Origin of the sequence: Kitasatospora sp. NPDC056181 (genome assembly GCF_042266225.1) — a bacterium.
Lineage (GTDB): Bacteria > Actinomycetota > Actinomycetes > Streptomycetales > Streptomycetaceae > Kitasatospora.
Window position 1 is genome coordinate 1 of sequence record NZ_JBHJUK010000124.1, and the last position, 15,601, is coordinate 15,601.

Here is a 15,601-nt window from a genome sequence, read left to right on the forward strand (position 1 = left end):
AAGTGGTCCGGGCCACACCGGGAGGGCTGTGAGGCCGGGCACATGGTCGACGGTGGGTGACCGGTCCGGGGCGGCCCGTGCGGGAAGTCCTGCCGGCCGGCCCGTCCCGGGGTGGCCCGCACCACAGCCCTCACCCGCCGTACTCCCGCGAGTCGCTCTCCGTGACATCGGCGCGTGCCCGTCCGGGTGGTTCGCCGGATGCGCTTCCTGTGGTGGTGGGCCGGGCGTCTGGTTCAAGGGGTGTCCCGGGATCTACTTGACGGCTTCCCGGTCCCGGTCCCGGTCCCCGGGCCTGTGCCGGGCCGGGCCGGAAGATGGATCAACGGTCGTCCGCTCGGCTTCCACGGGCTCCAGAAATCGCGAGGTTACTGACTTCGGCGCTTCGGGGTGACGATTTGGCCGGTGTGCTGACGGGTAGTCATCAGTCCCTGCTCGCCTGCGTAACTGCGTGAAAATTCGCCTGGGCACGGTGTCCGGCTCGCGGTACGGTCGGGGTCACGGTTGTCGACAAGGGGGGACTGCGCATGCTGTCCGAGGCGCTGACCGCGCTGGCCATGTCCGGTGGGACGGCGGTGATGACCGCGGCCGGGACCGAGGCCTGGGAGGGGTTCCGACGCCGGGTGGCCGCCTGGTTCGGGCGGGGGAACGTCCAGCGTGAGAGCGCCGAGCTGGAGCGGCTGGGCCGGACTGCCGCCGAGCTCGTTGCGGCTGACGGCGGGCAGCTTGAGCGGCTCCGGATCCGCCAGGAGGCCTCTTGGCAGGCCCGGTTCGAGGCCTTCCTGGAGGACCTGCCGGAGGACGAGCGCGAGCGCGCCGGCGAGGCGCTGCGCGAGCTGCTGGCCGAGAGCGCGGTTCAGGCCCAGGTGTCGGCCGGGGACGGCGGCATGGCGGTCGGCGGAAACGTGCACATCGGTGCCCAGGAAGGTTCGGTCGCCGCCGGTGTGATCCACGGGGGCGTGCAGATCGGCCACCCTCAGGTGCCGGATCCGCCCAAGGGCTGAACGGACCGGCCGAGCCAAGCCCGTCACGAACCTCGCCACCGCCGCCGCTCACAGGGGTGCAGGCGAGCAACCACAGCTTCGCCGTCGGCCGCGCCGACCAGGTGGCCTACTACGCCGGCCGACATGCTCCGGCGGCCTGGCCGCACCAGGTCGGGGCGGTCCCAACCATCGCGCACTGCTTCCGGCGCCGGGCCGTTCTCGATACTCCCGACACCCCTGCGCACTGCCGGATACTGGTCGGCGCTGCCGGGTCCGGGAAGACCCAGCTGGCCGCGAACGAGGCCCGCACCGCCTGGCAGGCCGGGCAACTCGACCTGCTGGTCTGGGTCACCGCCGGAAGCCGCGCGGCGATCCTGACCGCCTATGCCCAAGCCATCGCCGAGATCACCGGCCGTGACCCGGCCGATCCGGAGCAGGGTGCGCGGGAGTTCCTGGCCTGGCTCCGGCCGGGCGGGGCCGGGGAGACGGTTCGCCGGCTGATCGTCCTGGACGGTCTGTTCGACCCCGACGACCTGCGTGGACTCTGGCCGCCGGACCAGCCCGTGGGGCGGACGCTGGTCACCACCTGGCGCCGGGACCTGGCCCGCGAGGGGCTTGGCCGGCAGGTGGTCACCGTGCCGTCATTCAGCTCCGCCGAGGCCTTCGACTACCTCACGGCGGTGCTCGCCGCGTCCGGCCGATTCGAGCCGCCCGAGCAACTGGAGGCGCTCGCCCGCGAGCTGGGACACCTGCCGCTCGCGCTGGCGCAGGCGGCCGCCTACCTGGGCAGCACCGGTCTGAGCTGCGCCGACTACCTGCGGCTGCTCGGCGACGACGGTCAGCGGCTGGCCGACCTCGTCCCGGACCCGGGCGGTCTGCCGGACGAGCAGAGCCTGCCGCTGCCATACGCCTGGGACCTCGCGCTGGAGCGTGCCGACGCCCAGGTGCCGGTCGGGACGGCGCGCATGCTGCTGGAACTGGTGGCGCCGCTGGCTTCCGACGGCATCCCGGCTGCGGTGCTGACCGCTGCGGTCAGGTACCTCGACCGGCAGCGGACCGACCGCCCGGCCGAGGACGCGGAGCACGCGGGGCCGGAGGAGCGCGCCGACGGGGCGCTCGCGCTGCTGCACCGGTGGAGCCTGCTCGACTACGACCCGGCGGACCAGGACCGGTCGGTGCGCGTCCACCCGATGGTGCAGCGAGCCGTCCGCGAGGGTGTGCCCGCGAGCCGGGCCGCAGAGCTGGCCGCCGTGGCCGCCGACCTGCTCCTCGTCGCGTCCCGGAAGTCGGCGGACGAGGCGAACGCGACGACGTTCTTCCTGACTCCCCCGAGGGACCGGGCGCCGCACCCGCGTTCGCGCGCCCTCGATTTCCCTCCGGACGTGCTGCGCTCCAATGTCGAGGCGCTGACCCGCAACGACCGGGCCCTGATGCTGGGTTCCGGCGAACCAGGGCTCCGGTACGGGTGGAGTACCGGCCGGGAGCTGCACGCCCTCGTGCTCCGGGTGGGTGACACGCTGGCGGACGACGGTCGGCCACAGGCCGCACTGGACTACTTCGAAGCGCTGCTGCCGACGACGGCCGAGCGGCTGGGAGCCCGGCACGAGTCCGTGACGAAGCTGCGCGGCCGGATCGCGCGGCTGCGGGCGGAATCCGGCGACCCCACCGCCGCGATCACCGGGTACCGTCGGATGATCGACGATCAACTGGCCCTGCTGGCCCCGGAGTACGAGCTGTACCCCTCCCAGCGGGTCCGCCTGGTCGAGGAGGTCACCGAGCTGCGCCACCGCCTGGCCCACTGGCTCGAACGAGCCGGCGACCTGCCGGGCGTCGCACGCGTCTATCGCGACCTGCTCGCCGATGACCGCTACATCGCGAGCGTCAACGGACGGACGGGCCCGCCCGGCTTCGCCCTGCTCCGCGACGCCGCCGAGTGGCAGGAAAGGGCGGGAGACGCGGCCGCGGCGGTGGTCGTGTACCGCCAGCTCGTCAACGAGCGGCTCTACACGACCGGGCCGGCAGACTCGGGCGCCTTCGACATCCGTTTCCGCTTCGGCCACTGGCTGGGCGAGTCGGGCGACGCGCGAGGGGCCGTGACCGTCCTGACCGACCTGCTCAACGACCAACTCCGCGGGGAGCAGCGCGAGATCGCCCAGGGCACCCGGAACACGTGGTCCAACGCGTACGCGGTGGTCACCGACCCCGACCGGTCCGCCATCTTCCGCACCCGCGCCGCCCTCGCCCGCTGGCGCGGCCGGTCCGGCGACCCTCGCGGCGCAGTGGCCCTCCTCTCCGACCTGCTGGACGAGCAACTGCGCGTCCTCCGCCCGGACCATCCCGACCTCGCGACCACCCGGCAGGCACTCGCGTACTGGCAGGAGCAATCCCGGGGCACAGGGTGGCGACGAAGGAGGTAGCCCTTGCCGGCCGCTCGCCCCGGTGGCGGCCGGCGCGGGCAGGAGCCGGACCAGCAGCCAGGGTCGGCGAGCCCTCCAGCCCTTCAGCCCTTCGGCTCCAGAGCTGCGGCGGCTTTGGCGGCCGGCGTCACCGACCTCGGCGCTCAAGGTGATGGCGGTGGGGGCCGAGGGAGAGTCCATGGGTGTCGAGCCGGTCCCGGACCAGCACGATCGGTGCCCTGACCAGCTGGCGGATTCCGTCGAACGGACCGGCGCAGTCGCGCGAGGACCGGCTGCGGCGCTCGCCCTTGCGCCCGGTACGGCGCCGTAGCCGGTGGCGCGGCCGGGTCCGCGCGCCCGGGCGCGTCGCGAGCAGCCCGGCGACCGGGACCCGACCGGAGCCTCGGCGCAGAACTTCACGATCGGGGTGATGCCACGGTGCCCCCGCGTGCGCCCCTCCGGATCGGCGGGAGGCCTTTCGGCCACAGGGGGACGGTTTACGGACCGTTCTGCCGCCGGTAGCCCCGCTGTGCCCTGGGGGCTTCGGCGCCATGGGAGTATCAATGTCAGATGTGACATATCACATTGTCTACAGGGTGTCGGCCCCACACGGCATGCCTTGCCGACCCTCAGGAGAAGTCCCATGAACCGAACCATCCCCGCTCTTTCCACCGTTGCCGCCCTGGCCGTCCTCGGTCTGACCGTCGCGGCCGCCCCGACGGCGGCGGCCGCCCCTGCCACCGCCGCCTCCGTGCCGACCTGCGGCCCGTCCGTGCGGATGATCAACCGGCTGAACACCGTCTGTGTGACGGTCGACGGTCCGTCCGTCCGCGTCTACGGCGTCAGTACGCAGCTGGCCCCCGGATCCGGCCGGAGCTTCATCTACAAGGTGTCCGCGACCGTCGTCGGCGGGGAGTCGCTCGGCACGGAGAGCGGTTCCGCCTACTTCGGGTCCGGGACCGCCTACGTCGGCGGCCCGAGCGGCGTCGTCCCCTGCGGCTCGACGGTCCGCGCGTCGTTCTCGCTGACGGACTTCGGCACGCCCCCGCCCACCTCGGTCGTGGACGTGGCCGTCACCTGCTGACGCCGGCCCGTTCTCCGAGTCCGTTCTCCGGGCCCGCCCCGATGTGCCGCTGCGCGCCCGGGGCGGGCCCAGGCTCGTCGGCGAGGCCGCTCGCTCCGGGAGCCGGGGTTCGGGGCTCCGGGGTCCCGGGCTCTGTCCGGGTGGCCCTGCTTGCCATCGACCCTTATCCATTTGCCTAAAGGTTTTAGGCAAATTAGCCTTCCATGTCATGAAGCAGCTGGTCGAGCACGACATTCGCAACTCCTTCCTGAACTGCACCAAGGGCGAGGCGAAGCGCCTGAACCTCCCCCGGGACCTGGTCGAACAGCCCTGGGACGAGCTGGACTTCCTCGGCTGGCGGGACCCGCAGGCCCCGGACCGCGCCTACCTCGTCACCGAACTCGACGGACGCCCGCAGGGGCTCGTGCTGCGCAGCCCGGCCGCCGCCGCATGGCAGGCCCGGCGCAGCATCTGCTCCCTGTGCGTGACCACCCACACCGGCGGGGTCTCGCTCATGGTCGCGCCGAAGGCCGGGCCGGCCGGTCGCCAGGGCAACTCGGTGGGTGCCTACATGTGCAGTGACCTGGCCTGCTCGCTGTACGTGCGGGGCCGGAGGGAGACGGGCTCCGGCGGCCGGATGCCGGAGTCGCTCACTCTGGAGGAGAAGATCCAGCGCACGGTGTCGAACCTCGCCGCGTTCATCGCCAAGGTCACCACCTGACCGTCCCGGGGCCCGTCCACCGGGCCTGCGTCCGGTGGCCCGTCACCCTAGGGTGGAGACGTACGGCCCGGCGTGCCCACCGGTGGGCAGCCCGGCGCGGCTGCGGCCGGAGACCGACGGCGTCGGCCTCGTACAGACCGGCCGCGGACCGGCCTCGTGCGGACCGGCCGTGTACGGACCGCGTCAGCCGCGCCACTGCGTCGGCCGCGCGACCGTGCCACCGCGTCGGCCGCGCCGCGTCGCGGCCGGGTGCGGCCGGGTGCGGCCGACGACTCCGAACGCCCATGGGAGCGAGGTGGGATGCGCCGCTTGCCGGGCCGGCCCGAGCAGCCGCGCCGCAGCCGCCCCGAGCCGGCGGTGGTGCACCGCGCGGTCCGGGTCACCGCGGCCGCGTGCGTGGGCTTCTACACCTTCCGCTACGGCCTCCACCAGCCGGTGACGGCCACCTACGCGCTGTTCGCGGCGGTCGCGGTCGGGGTGCTGGCCCGGGTCGAGGGCGACGCGCGGGCCCGGGTGCGCACACTGCTGCTGACGCTGCCGTTCGCCGCGGCGCTCGTGTGCCTGGGTACGGCCCTTGCCGTGCACGCGTGGACGGCGGCGCTGGGGATGGCCGGCGTGGGCTTCGCAGTGGCCTTCGGGTCGGTGGGCGGGCCGCGGCTGGTCGGGCTGGCGAACGGACTCCAGCTCTTCTACATCCTCCCGTGCTTCCCGCCCTTCGCCCCGGACACCCTGCCGCAGCGACTGGCCGGCGTCGCCACAGGTCTCGTCCTGCTCGCGGCGGCCGAGCGGCTGCTCTGGCCGGAGCCGCCGCCGACGGACTACCGCGACCGCGTCGCCCGTGCCGCACGGGCGCTGGCACAGCTGGCGGATCTGGCCGCCGCCGAGTGCGCGGGCCGCCGGCCGGCGGCGGCGGACGGGAGAGCGGACGGGGAAGCGGACGGGAAAGCAGGCGGGGGGACGGGCGGGTCGGCGGTGTCGGCGCGGGCCCTGGCGCTCCTCGACGAGCTGCGGTTCTCCCGGATCCCGATGATGGAGCGGCCCGTCGGGCCCGGCGCGGTCGACCGCGCCCTCGCCCACTGTGCGACCACCCTGCACTACGTCGGCGCCGAGCTGTTGCGGGTCCGCCGGCTCGGATCCGTCGGCGGGCCGCACCCGCAGGTGGCCGTCCTGGTGACGGCCACCGCGCAGGCCCTGCGCGCGGCCGGGGGCGGGGTGCGGGCGGGCGGCGGGCCGGTCCCGTCGGCCGCGTCGATCGAGGCGCGGATCGCCGCCTTCGAGGCGGCCCGCACCGCCCCCGCGCCCGCCGGGGTGCCAGCTGCCCCCGCCCGCATCTCCGCCTCCGCCCCCGCCCACACCTCCGTCTCCGCCTCCGCCCCCGGCCGGACGGCGGCGGCCCGGCTGGGGCTCGGCACGGTGGCCCTGAACGCCGCCGAGGGCGCCCGCTTCCTCATCCTCGCCACCCGCACCGCCCGCCACGTGCCGGCTCCGCCCGACGACACGCCCCCCGACCGGCGGCCGGGCCCGTTCTGGTACGCCCACGAACCGGCTGCGATGCTCTGGTGGCGCCGTATCCGCGGCAACCTCACGACCCGCTCGGTGTACTTCCGCAACGCCCTGCGCACGGCCGGTGCGCTGAGCGCGGCCCGTCTGGTGGCCGGCGCCCTCGACCTGACGCACGGCTTCTGGGTCCTGCTGGCGACCCTCACCCTGATGCGCACCAGTGCAGCCGACACCCGGACGGCACTGCGCCCCGCCCTGGTCGGCACCGCGTGCGGCGCCGGCGTCACCGCCGTGCTCCTGCTCGCGGTCGGCGAGCACCCGGTCTTCTACGCCGCCGCGCTGCCACCGGTGATGCTGTTCGCGTTCACCGCAGGCCCGGTGCTCGGGCTGGCCTGGGCGCAGGGGATGTTCACCGTGGTGATCGCCATGGTCTTCACCCAGCTGGCCCCGGCCGGCTGGCAGCTGGCCGAGGCCCGGCTGGTCAACGTGGCCACCGGCGCGGCCGTCGGCATCCTCGCCGGGCTCCTCGCCTGGCCCCGCGGCGGCGGCCAGGACCTGCGGCGGCGCACCGCCGAGCTGCTCGACCGGAGCGCCGCGGCGCTGAGCGAGACGGTCGCCGTCGTCACCGGGACGGGCCCGGCGCGAGGCGCCCTGGCCCGGGCCCGGCACTCCGCACTGCTCACCGAGGCGCAGTACGCCCAGTACCGCAGTGAGCGGCACGATCCGGCCGAGGACGGGCCCGACTGGCAGGCCGCCGTGCTCACCGGGCAGCACACCGTCCGCGGCGCCGAGCCGCTGCTGGCCCGCATCCCGCCCGGTACCGCGGCCGCCGGCCCGGACCGGGCGGCGGCGTTGGTGCGCCGCGCCGACCAGGTGGCCGCGGCGTTCCGCAGCCAGGGCGCAGCCTTGCTGGCGCGCGCCCCCGCCGACGCTGCGGACCGGGCGGTGGCCGACGCGCGGGACGCGCTGCGCGCCGAGCGGCTGGCGGCCACCCGGCTGCCCGCCGAGGCGGCCTCCCTGCACACCGTCGACGTGTCCCTCTGGCTCACCGGGCTGCTCGACGACCTGGCGCGGGTACCCGGCAATGCCAGGCCGGCCCCCGACGGCCCGCACTGACGCCGCGCGCACCGCGCCGCCCGTACCGCGCCGCCTGCAACGGCATCGCCCGCACCGCGCCGCCCGTACCTACTGCGCACGCACTGACCTCGCCGGTGCTCCCCGCCACCGTGGCCGCCCGCGACGGGTCGTCAGATAGCAGCCGCGGCAGGCAGACCGCAGCTGGGGTAGGCAGAAGACCGCAGCAGACGGACCGCCAGTGCGCCGTCCGGCCTCCTCGTAGGCTTTCGGGCATGACGACAGCACCGTCCCTGGCCTCGGGCCAGCGCTCCCTCGCCGACCCGCAGGTCCGCTACCCGCTGTTTCCCCCGCTGACCCGCGGTTGTCCGCGCACCAGCACCGAGACCGTCTCCTACCCGGTCGAGGTCGACTACGACTACGCGCGCGTGCCGGCCGACTTCCTCACCGCGCGGCCGACCGGCGCCGGGCTCGACCGCTGGGCGGCGCTGCTGCCGCCGCTGGCCGCTCCCGGGCTCGGCGAGGGCGGCACGCCACTGGTCGACCTCGGCGGCGGCGTGTACGTCAAGGACGAGTCGCGCAACCCCACCTGGAGCCACAAGGACCGGCTCAACCGCTGTACGGTGAGCGCCGCGCTCGCCACCGGCGCCCCCGGCGTGGTGGTGGCCTCCTCGGGCAACCACGGGGCGTCCGCCGCGGCCTACGCGGCCCGCGCCGGGCTGCGCTGCGTCGTGCTCACCTCGCCCGACGTGCCGCCCGCCGCCGGGTCCTTCCTCGACGCGTACGGCGCCGTGGTCCTGCCGGTCCCCGTCGAGGAGCGGTGGCCGCTGACCGAGCGCATCGTGGCGGAGTTCGGCCTCTTCCCGGTCAGCAACCTCACCCCCTTCCACACCGGCAGCTCCTTCGGCCCGGAGGGCTACAAGACCGTCGCGTACGAGATCGTCGCCGACCTCGGCGTCCCCGCTGCGGTGTTCGTCCCGACCGGCTACGGCGAACTGCTCTTCGGCATCGGCAAGGGCTTCGCCGAGCTGCACCGCCTCGGCCTCACCGACCGCGTCCCGCGGCTGTTCAGCTGCGAGCCGGCCACCGGCGGCCCGCTCGCGACCGCCGTCCGCGAGCGGCGGCCCGTCGCCCGGGTCGAGGTCGGGGCGACCGACGCGTACGGCATCGACTGCCCGGTCAGCGGGTACCGCGGTGTCGTGGCCCTGCGTGGCAGCGGCGGCCGGCCGCTGCTCCTGGACGACCGCCGGTTGCGCGCCGCGCAGGCCGAACTCGCCTCCGCGGGCCTGTGGGTGGAGCTGTCGGCGGCGGCCGGACTGGCCGGCCTGCGCGCCCTGGACGAGCCGCTCGACGGTCCGGTGGTCTGTGTGTCCACCTCCAGCGGCTTCAAGGACCGCGGAGTCGGCAGTCACGCCCCGGCCCCGGTCGACCCCGCCTGGGACGCCGTCCGCACCCGCCTGCGAGCGGCCGGTCTCAAGGACTGAACGACCCTGCCGGGGAGGGGAGTCGGTGGCTTCCGCGGCGCGCCGGCCCCCGAGGTGTTCACGGGGGCGCGTACGGCGCCGAGGGTGCTGAGCGCAGTCGACGGCGGCCGAGGGGCTTGCGGGCCGGCCGGGATGCGATGGCCGGCCGGCCCGCACGTGCTGACGGGGACTGATCAGTCCTCGTAGTGGGAGGACCAGCAGCTGATGATCGGGCAGATCCAGCCGTCCCAAGGACCGTAGCTTTCGTCCGTGTCGAGCTGCTGCAGAGCCGTGACGTCGTTCGTCATGTCGGATTCACCTCCTCTCCGTCTCGACGGGGACTCCCCGGGGCGGGGAGCCAGAGCCTGGTCCCGCCGTGCCGCAGCCGTGTGAGCAGGCCGAGCAGGCCGGACAGTCCGGTGTTGTACGCCGCGTGGACGCGGGCGAGGGTTTCGTCGGGGACGAGGAGCAGCCCGTCGTCGACGACGCTGCGGGCGTGGGCGGCGGCGACGAGGTCGTCGGCCCAGTGCCGGTAGCGCGGTTCGGCCAGGGCGTCCGCGAGGTCGAGAAGGAACTCGGCGTTGCCGGCGAGGCCGTGGCAGGCTGCGGGTGACAGCCGGTGGCGCCACCGGTGGACGGCGGTGGCAGCCTGTTCGGCGGCCTCCCGGTGGCGGGGGTCCGCGTCGGCCTGCCAGAGCAGGGTGAGGAAGGTACCGATTCCGGCCGCCCCGCTGCACCACTGCGGTGGATGGGTGGGAGCCTGCGGGCGGCGGTCGTCCATCGCCCAGCCGGCCGCGCCGTCCTCGATGCGGGCGGCACGCAACAGGGTCTCGCCGGCCCGGTTCGCGGCGTCGAGGAAGTCCTCGCGCCCGGTGGCCTGCCCGGCGAGCAGGAGGAAGGTCGCGATCCCGGCCACGCCGTGGCCGAAGCCGAGGTGGTGGATACCGGCCATCGCGGAGTCGAAGTTCGGCGGGACGGGCCAGAGGGTGCCCGAGCGGCCGGTGGTCGCTGCGCCGAGCAGGTGCTCGGCGGCGGTCTCGGCACGCCGGCGGAACCGCGGGTCACCGGTGGTCTGCCAGAAGTGCAGCTGGGCCAGGCCGGCGCCGGCGACGCCGTGGCAGACGTCGGGGTTGGGCCAGCGGACGGGTATCCGGTCGGCGAGGTCGGCGGCCCTCCCGGCGAGCGCGTGGTCGTCGAGCAACCGGGCCGCGTCGAGCAGCGCCCAGGCGGTGCCGGAGCGTCCGAAGTACAGGCCGGGGAGGACCGGTGACGGGTCGTCGGTCCGGTCGCCGATCCGGTCGCCGATCCACCGGGCGGCCACGGAGACGCCCTCGCGCAGCCGGGGTTCGTCGGAGGCCCGGGCGGCGGCCGTCAGGACCCCGAGGACGCCGGCGGCGCCGTGTTGCACGTTCAGCGGATCGGTGGTGGCACCGGAGAGGCCGGCCGGCCAGAGCCGCCGCCCGTCGTCGGGCGTCATCGTGCGCAGCAGCCAGCCCAACCCGTCGTCAAGGAGCCGCTGTTGGACCGCGGGAGCGGTGGTCGCACCTGCCGTGGACCCGCGCGGCCGGGCGGACCCGCCGGGCCCGGTGGCCGGAGCAGCCGTCGGGGTGGTGGCCGACCCGGCGGTGGGGAGTGCGCGGCGGGCCGGGTCCTCGGCCATCAGGCCGAGGACGAGGTCCCGGTAGGGGTGCAGCTCCGGCCGGCCGGCGAGTGCGTGGTCGAGCAGTGCGGCCCGTCGCTCGTCCGGGTCGCGCAGGGCGGGCCGGTCCGGCGCGAGCACGGGATCGGCGCCGGTGAGGACGTGGAAGAGCACCGCGCCGAGGCTGAAGAGGTCGGCCTCGGGCGCGGGCGCGGGTCCGAAGCCCGGCGCCCCGGCCGTCTCGGGGGCCGTGTATCCGGGGGTCTCCACCCGCTGGACGAGATCGCCGGGGCGGGCGAACGCCTCCAGGTCGACGAGGCGCAGGGCGCCGTCAGGGGTGACCATGACGTTGCCGGGGCTGAGGTCACGCAGGACGAGGCCGAGACCGTGCACCCGGCGGACGAGGTCCACCAGCTGCTCGGCGATCCGCGCGGGCGTGGGCTGCGTCGGGTCCGCTCCTGTCTCCGTGCTCGCGCCTGTGCCCGAGGCGAGGTGACGGGTGGTCCAGGCACGCAGGTCCAGGCCGGCTATGCGCTCCTGGACCAGGTACAGGTTGCCGCCCTGGTGGAAGAGGCCGAGCGCACGGGGACAGAGACCGTGCTCGGCGAGCCGCTCCAGCATGTGGCCCTCGTTGCGCAGGAGGTCGGTCGCGTCGATGCCGGCCAGCGTCGCGCCGACGTGCCGCCGGGCCTCCTTGACGACCACGTCGCGGCCGCTCTTGCGGTCGGTCGCCAGGTAGACCCCGCCGCGGTAGGAGTGCCGGATCGCCGAGCGGACCTCGTAGCGGTCGTCCAGCAGGACGACCGTGCGCTGCGCGCCGGGGGAGCCGGCGGCGCCGGAGGTGCCGGCCTTCGGTCCGTCCTTCGATGCACCGGACGCACCGGACGCACCGGACGCACCGTCCGGTACGGGCTCGGAGGCGGTCAGCGGGGGTACCGGTGCCCACGGTGGCGGGGCGAAGCGCGGCTGCCGCAGGTCCCGGACGTAGCCGCCGTCGGGGGTGCGCAGCATCGTTTCCAGGATGCCGTCCGCGGTCAGCCGGTCGGCCCGGCGGAAGGCGCCGAACCGGTAGTGGACGAGGCTGTCCGCGCGGTACGGGCGGTCGGAGAGGATGCCGGGGCCCGGCAGGCCGGCGGTGGCGAGGTGCAGGGCCTCGGCGAGCCGTCGGAACTGGTCGTCGTCGGCGGGGTAGACGGTGATGAACTTGCCGCCGCCGCTGCGGTCGTAGCCGGCCGAGACCAGCTCCGCGACCTCCGCCGGCGTCGCCGCGAACTTGAACGCGGCCCGCTCGGCGACGAGGACCCGGGCGGCACGGGCGAGGACCGTCGGCGCGGACAGCGGGGTGGCGGACAGGTGCAGCTTCCAGCCCTGCTCGCGCAGTCGGTAGCCGTCCGGGGAGACCAACCGCCACGGGGCGGCGGCCCTGATGGACCATCCGTCCGCTTCCTGGCGGCGTAACTCGGCCTCGACCAGGTCGCAGTAGAGCGTCGCGTCCTGACGACAGGAGGCCGGGGGGGCCGCGGAGCTCTCTGACATCCTCGGGCCTCCGGGTCGAAGTCGGGCGGTCGGGCGGCCACCGGTCGGGCGGCTGCCCGGGGCGTTGATCGCCGGGCGGACTCGAATCATTGCGGTTGTCATGTTCCGGGATCAAGAGGCTCCCGCACACAAATTTCTCGCGGGAAGCACACGGAACCTTCCGGAAGCCCCCATGAAACCGTCACCACCTGCGCCGATTCCCGGTCGCGGGCGGGGTGGAGAAGCTCCGAAGAACTGACGGTACGTCACGGAGTCCGCCAGGTCGGGGCCCCTCCTGTCCCCGGGAGCCCGTCCTGCCCCGGGGTCCGGATTGTCCAGGGTCCAGCCGGTGCCTGCCGGGGGCGGTGGGCGGCTGGTGCGGGGAAACCGGGGCGGGCGTCGTCGGCGCGTTGGTCCCGGCGGGGCCCGCAGGGGGTGTGAAGCTGGGCCCATGCTCGCTCAGCACACCGGCCGGCCCGGCGGGGCGGACCGGCACGCGTTGTTGCTCGCCGATCCGCTGTCGACACTGCTGGCCGCCCGGCGCCAGGACGGCGACGTTGCTGTGCTGACGGACGGGGTGCCGGTGTTCTCCCGGGGGCTGGGCACGGCGGGGTGCGTCGCAGCCTTCGGTGCCGCCAACGTGCGCGAAGTCCTCCTGGGTGCCGAGACGTTCGGACGGCCGGCCACCATGGCCGAGCGGGACGGGCTGCCGCCGGTGGTCGGTGCGCTCAGCTCGGGGCTGTTCAGCATGGGCGGCGCCGTCCACCGGCAGCGCCGACGCGCGTTCGGGCCGCTGTTCACCCGGCGGCTCGCCGAGCGGTGCGCCGGCCTGGTCGCGGACGAAACCGCAGCGCTGGCCGGGAGTTGGCGGCCGGGCGAGGTCGTCGGGCTCGCGGAGGAGATGAACCGGCTCTCACACGCGCTGATGGGCGGACTGCTGTTCGGCGACGCGGCAGGGGACCGCGGCCTCGGCGACGGCTGCCACCACCTGCTGGCCCTGCGCCGCCGCTACGCCGCAACCGGCCTGCCGGACGGCCGGGTTCGGTCCGCGCTGCACACCGAGCTCGCCACCGCAGGTGGTGACCTCCAGGCCGCCCTGCGGGCCCGGATCGGCCACCACCGTGCGCCGGGCAGCCCCTCCGGCAAGGGCGGCTGCCTGCTGGCAGGACTGAGCCGCGCCCGGGACGAGGCCGGGCAGCTGCTGCCGGAGGGCGAACTCGCCGCGCACGCCAGTGCGTTCTTCCTGGCCGGCAGCGAACCACTGGCCGCCGCGCTCGTCTGGACGGTCCTGCTGCTCACCCAATTCGCCGACATCCACGGTGAGTTGTGCCGCCTGCTGCGATCGGGGGAGGGCGCCTCCGGGCGAGGGAGGGAGCTGCTCGAAGCCGTGGTCCGCGAGAGCCTGCGCGTCCTGCCGCCCAACGCCGTCATGGTGCGGGTGACCACCCGGGAGACCCTTCTCGGCGGGCACCGGCTCCCCGCCAGGTGCGAGCTGCTGGTCTCCCCGTTCGTCGCCCACCGGGAGTTCGCCGGAGACGCGCCGGCGGCGGTGTTCGACCCGGGCCGGTGGCGCTCGGCCCGCCCCTCGGCCTTCGACTACCTGCCGTTCGGGGGCGGGGACCGCTACTGCCTGGGCCGCCATCTGGCCATGACCGCACTGACGGCCGCGCTGGCCGGAATCCTCCGCAGGTGGGACCTGAGCCTGGCAGGGGACCAGGAGATCGACTGGCGGCTGCGCGCGGCCCTGGTTCCGGCTGCGGAGGTGCGGCTGCTGGTCCGGGAGCCCGGTCACGGCCCGGTCCGGGGCGGGCGGGCCGACGGGCCCCTGCGCGAGCTGGTCCGGCTGCCCTGACCCCCGCCGGGCCACCGCCCTGACCTCGGCGCTCCACTGTCCTGCCCCTGGGGCCGCCGCCCCGACCCGCGCCGGTCGCAGGCACGCCGACTGGCCCGTTCGGCCGAAGCGGAGTTGACGACGCGTCAGTGATCCTTGACTATGCGTAACCGTTCGTGCCCCTATGGATGACTCCAGCATGTTTTCCACCTGATTGGGGTGATCTGCATGGGCAGTAACGGCAACGGCAAGCCCTCGGCGCGTGGGCCGACGGTGAACGGACGCGCCGCGGAGCACAGCATCCAGCTGCGCTCCCCGAAGATCGAGCTCGGCTTCGAGCTCACCGAGGAGCGGAAGCAGGCCATCAGCACCTGCCTGCGCAACGGCAATCTCCGGATGACCGCGCACAACGCCAGCATCGACATCCTCGACGGCAACATCCGCGCCGAGGACGGCTACCTCTGGGACTGACCGTCACGCCGGTGGTCTTCCCCGCACCTGGCGGGGGAGGCCACCGGCCACACCGGGAGAGCAGGAGACGAGTGGAGTACTTCGACCCGGACCGCGCCGGCACCGCCGTCGGGCTGGCCCACAGCCCGTACGTCGCGGAGCTCGTCGAGCGGCTGCCCGGCGCCCTCGACTACGTGGAGATCCCGTTCGAGCAACTGCGGCACGCACCCGCCACCGCGGACATCCAGCGGCAGATCCCGCTCGTCCTGCACTGCGCGAGCATGTCGGTCGGCGGCTTCGTCAGGCCGGAGGAGAGCACCCTGGAGGCCATCGAGCAGTGGCGGCAGCGGACGCGCACCCCCTGGATCGGCGAGCACCTGGCCTACATCCGGGCCGAGGCCGCCGGACCGGGCGCCGAGGACGCCGAGCCCACCTCGCTCAGCTACACCGTCTGCCCGCAGCTGAGCGAAGAGACCCTGGAGCAGGTCCTCGACAACCTCAAGCCCCTCCAGGACCGCTACCCCGTGCCGATCATCCTGGAGAACCCGCCCCAGTACTTCCACGTACCGGGCAGCACCATGTCGCTGGTCGACTTCACCGGCCGCCTCTGCGAGCGCAACGACCGGCTGGACCTGCTGTTGGACCTCACGCACTTCCTGATCTCGGCCGTCAACACGGGCTTCGACGCCGCCCGCGAGCTCGAACGACTCCCGCTGGAGCGGGTGGTGGAGTTCCACCTTTCCGGGCTCAAGATGCAGTCCGGGATCGCCTGGGACGACCACGCGACGCCGGCCCCCGAGCCGGTCTTCGAGCTGCTGGCCCAGGCCCTACGCAGGGCGCGGCCCCGCGCCGTCACCTTCGAGTACAACTGGGCCCCGGAGCCGCCCGAACTCTCCCTGCTCCAGCAGCAGTTCCAGCGCGTGCGCGACCTGGTGGAGGCATGAGCGGCTCGCCGGGCGTCAGCGCCAG

The 15,601-nt window shown here is 74.7% G+C and carries 11 protein-coding genes; 9 read left to right on the top strand and 2 right to left on the bottom strand.

All coding sequences use genetic code 11. From position 1 onward, the window contains the following. Positions 1-524: 524 nt before the first annotated feature. The 6 genes from ACFC1F_RS33370 to ACFC1F_RS33395 all read left to right on the top strand — a co-directional run bounded on the left by ACFC1F_RS33370 (position 525) and on the right by ACFC1F_RS33395 (position 9,218). Positions 525-1,001 carry a hypothetical protein gene (locus tag ACFC1F_RS33370; RefSeq protein ID WP_376163993.1) on the top strand — a complete coding sequence of 159 codons (477 nt, stop codon included), beginning with the start codon at positions 525-527 and terminating at the stop codon, positions 999-1,001. 56 nt (positions 1,002-1,057) lie between these two features. Then, positions 1,058-3,397, top strand: a complete 2,340-nt coding sequence (locus ACFC1F_RS33375; RefSeq protein ID WP_376163995.1) for an NB-ARC domain-containing protein — start codon at positions 1,058-1,060, stop codon at positions 3,395-3,397. 622 nt (positions 3,398-4,019) lie between these two features. Continuing rightward, positions 4,020-4,460 carry a hypothetical protein gene (locus ACFC1F_RS33380; protein ID WP_376163996.1) on the top strand — a complete coding sequence of 147 codons (441 nt, stop codon included), beginning with the start codon at positions 4,020-4,022 and terminating at the stop codon, positions 4,458-4,460. A 208-nt stretch (positions 4,461-4,668) separates the two neighbouring features. Next, a complete protein-coding gene (locus tag ACFC1F_RS33385) occupies positions 4,669-5,160 on the top strand; it encodes an FBP domain-containing protein (protein ID WP_376163998.1) in 492 nt (163 codons plus the stop codon). A 300-nt stretch (positions 5,161-5,460) separates the two neighbouring features. After that, a complete protein-coding gene (locus tag ACFC1F_RS33390) occupies positions 5,461-7,776 on the top strand; it encodes an FUSC family protein (protein WP_376164000.1) in 2,316 nt (771 codons plus the stop codon). 233 nt (positions 7,777-8,009) lie between these two features. Continuing rightward, the gene (locus ACFC1F_RS33395; protein ID WP_376164002.1) at positions 8,010-9,218 is read left to right on the top strand and encodes a pyridoxal-phosphate dependent enzyme; all 1,209 of its coding nucleotides are present in this window, start codon (positions 8,010-8,012) and stop codon (positions 9,216-9,218) included. A 173-nt stretch (positions 9,219-9,391) separates the two neighbouring features. On the opposite strand, the gene ACFC1F_RS33400 is transcribed toward ACFC1F_RS33395, so the two are convergent. Continuing rightward, positions 9,392-9,505, bottom strand: coding sequence for an ALQxL family class IV lanthipeptide (locus tag ACFC1F_RS33400; protein WP_376164004.1), 114 nt, complete (start codon positions 9,503-9,505; stop codon positions 9,392-9,394). Beyond that, positions 9,502-12,372, bottom strand: a complete 2,871-nt coding sequence (lanL, locus tag ACFC1F_RS33405) for a class IV lanthionine synthetase LanL (protein ID WP_376164006.1) — start codon at positions 12,370-12,372, stop codon at positions 9,502-9,504. The genes ACFC1F_RS33400 and lanL overlap by 4 nt, the downstream gene beginning before the upstream one ends. Before the next feature lie 430 nt (positions 12,373-12,802). Between lanL and ACFC1F_RS33410 the strand changes: the two genes are divergently transcribed. The 3 genes from ACFC1F_RS33410 to ACFC1F_RS33420 all read left to right on the top strand — a co-directional run bounded on the left by ACFC1F_RS33410 (position 12,803) and on the right by ACFC1F_RS33420 (position 15,576). Next, positions 12,803-14,203 carry a cytochrome P450 gene (locus ACFC1F_RS33410; RefSeq protein WP_376164008.1) on the top strand — a complete coding sequence of 467 codons (1,401 nt, stop codon included), beginning with the start codon at positions 12,803-12,805 and terminating at the stop codon, positions 14,201-14,203. 207 nt (positions 14,204-14,410) lie between these two features. Then, on the top strand, positions 14,411-14,653 hold the full coding sequence (locus ACFC1F_RS33415; protein WP_148647896.1) for a hypothetical protein: 243 nt from the start codon (positions 14,411-14,413) through the stop codon (positions 14,651-14,653). Positions 14,654-14,724: 71 nt separating this feature from the next. Beyond that, a complete protein-coding gene (locus tag ACFC1F_RS33420) occupies positions 14,725-15,576 on the top strand; it encodes a DUF692 family multinuclear iron-containing protein (protein ID WP_376164010.1) in 852 nt (283 codons plus the stop codon). The last annotated feature ends 25 nt before the right edge of the window (positions 15,577-15,601 follow it).

What these genes read in the sequence shown, in the direction of transcription:
- ACFC1F_RS33395 (WP_376164002.1), top strand. Translation starts at nt 8,010, where the DNA reads ATGACGACAGCACCGTCCCTGGCCTCGGGCCAGCGCTCCCTCGCCGAC.
- ACFC1F_RS33410 (WP_376164008.1), top strand. Translation starts at nt 12,803, where the DNA reads ATGCTCGCTCAGCACACCGGCCGGCCCGGCGGGGCGGACCGGCACGCG.
- ACFC1F_RS33385 (WP_376163998.1), top strand. Translation starts at nt 4,669, where the DNA reads ATGAAGCAGCTGGTCGAGCACGACATTCGCAACTCCTTCCTGAACTGC.
- ACFC1F_RS33370 (WP_376163993.1), top strand. Translation starts at nt 525, where the DNA reads ATGCTGTCCGAGGCGCTGACCGCGCTGGCCATGTCCGGTGGGACGGCG.
- ACFC1F_RS33400 (WP_376164004.1), bottom strand. Translation starts at nt 9,505, where the DNA reads ATGACGAACGACGTCACGGCTCTGCAGCAGCTCGACACGGACGAAAGC.
- ACFC1F_RS33380 (WP_376163996.1), top strand. Translation starts at nt 4,020, where the DNA reads ATGAACCGAACCATCCCCGCTCTTTCCACCGTTGCCGCCCTGGCCGTC.
- ACFC1F_RS33390 (WP_376164000.1), top strand. Translation starts at nt 5,461, where the DNA reads ATGCGCCGCTTGCCGGGCCGGCCCGAGCAGCCGCGCCGCAGCCGCCCC.
- ACFC1F_RS33415 (WP_148647896.1), top strand. Translation starts at nt 14,411, where the DNA reads ATGGGCAGTAACGGCAACGGCAAGCCCTCGGCGCGTGGGCCGACGGTG.
- lanL (WP_376164006.1), bottom strand. Translation starts at nt 12,372, where the DNA reads ATGTCAGAGAGCTCCGCGGCCCCCCCGGCCTCCTGTCGTCAGGACGCG.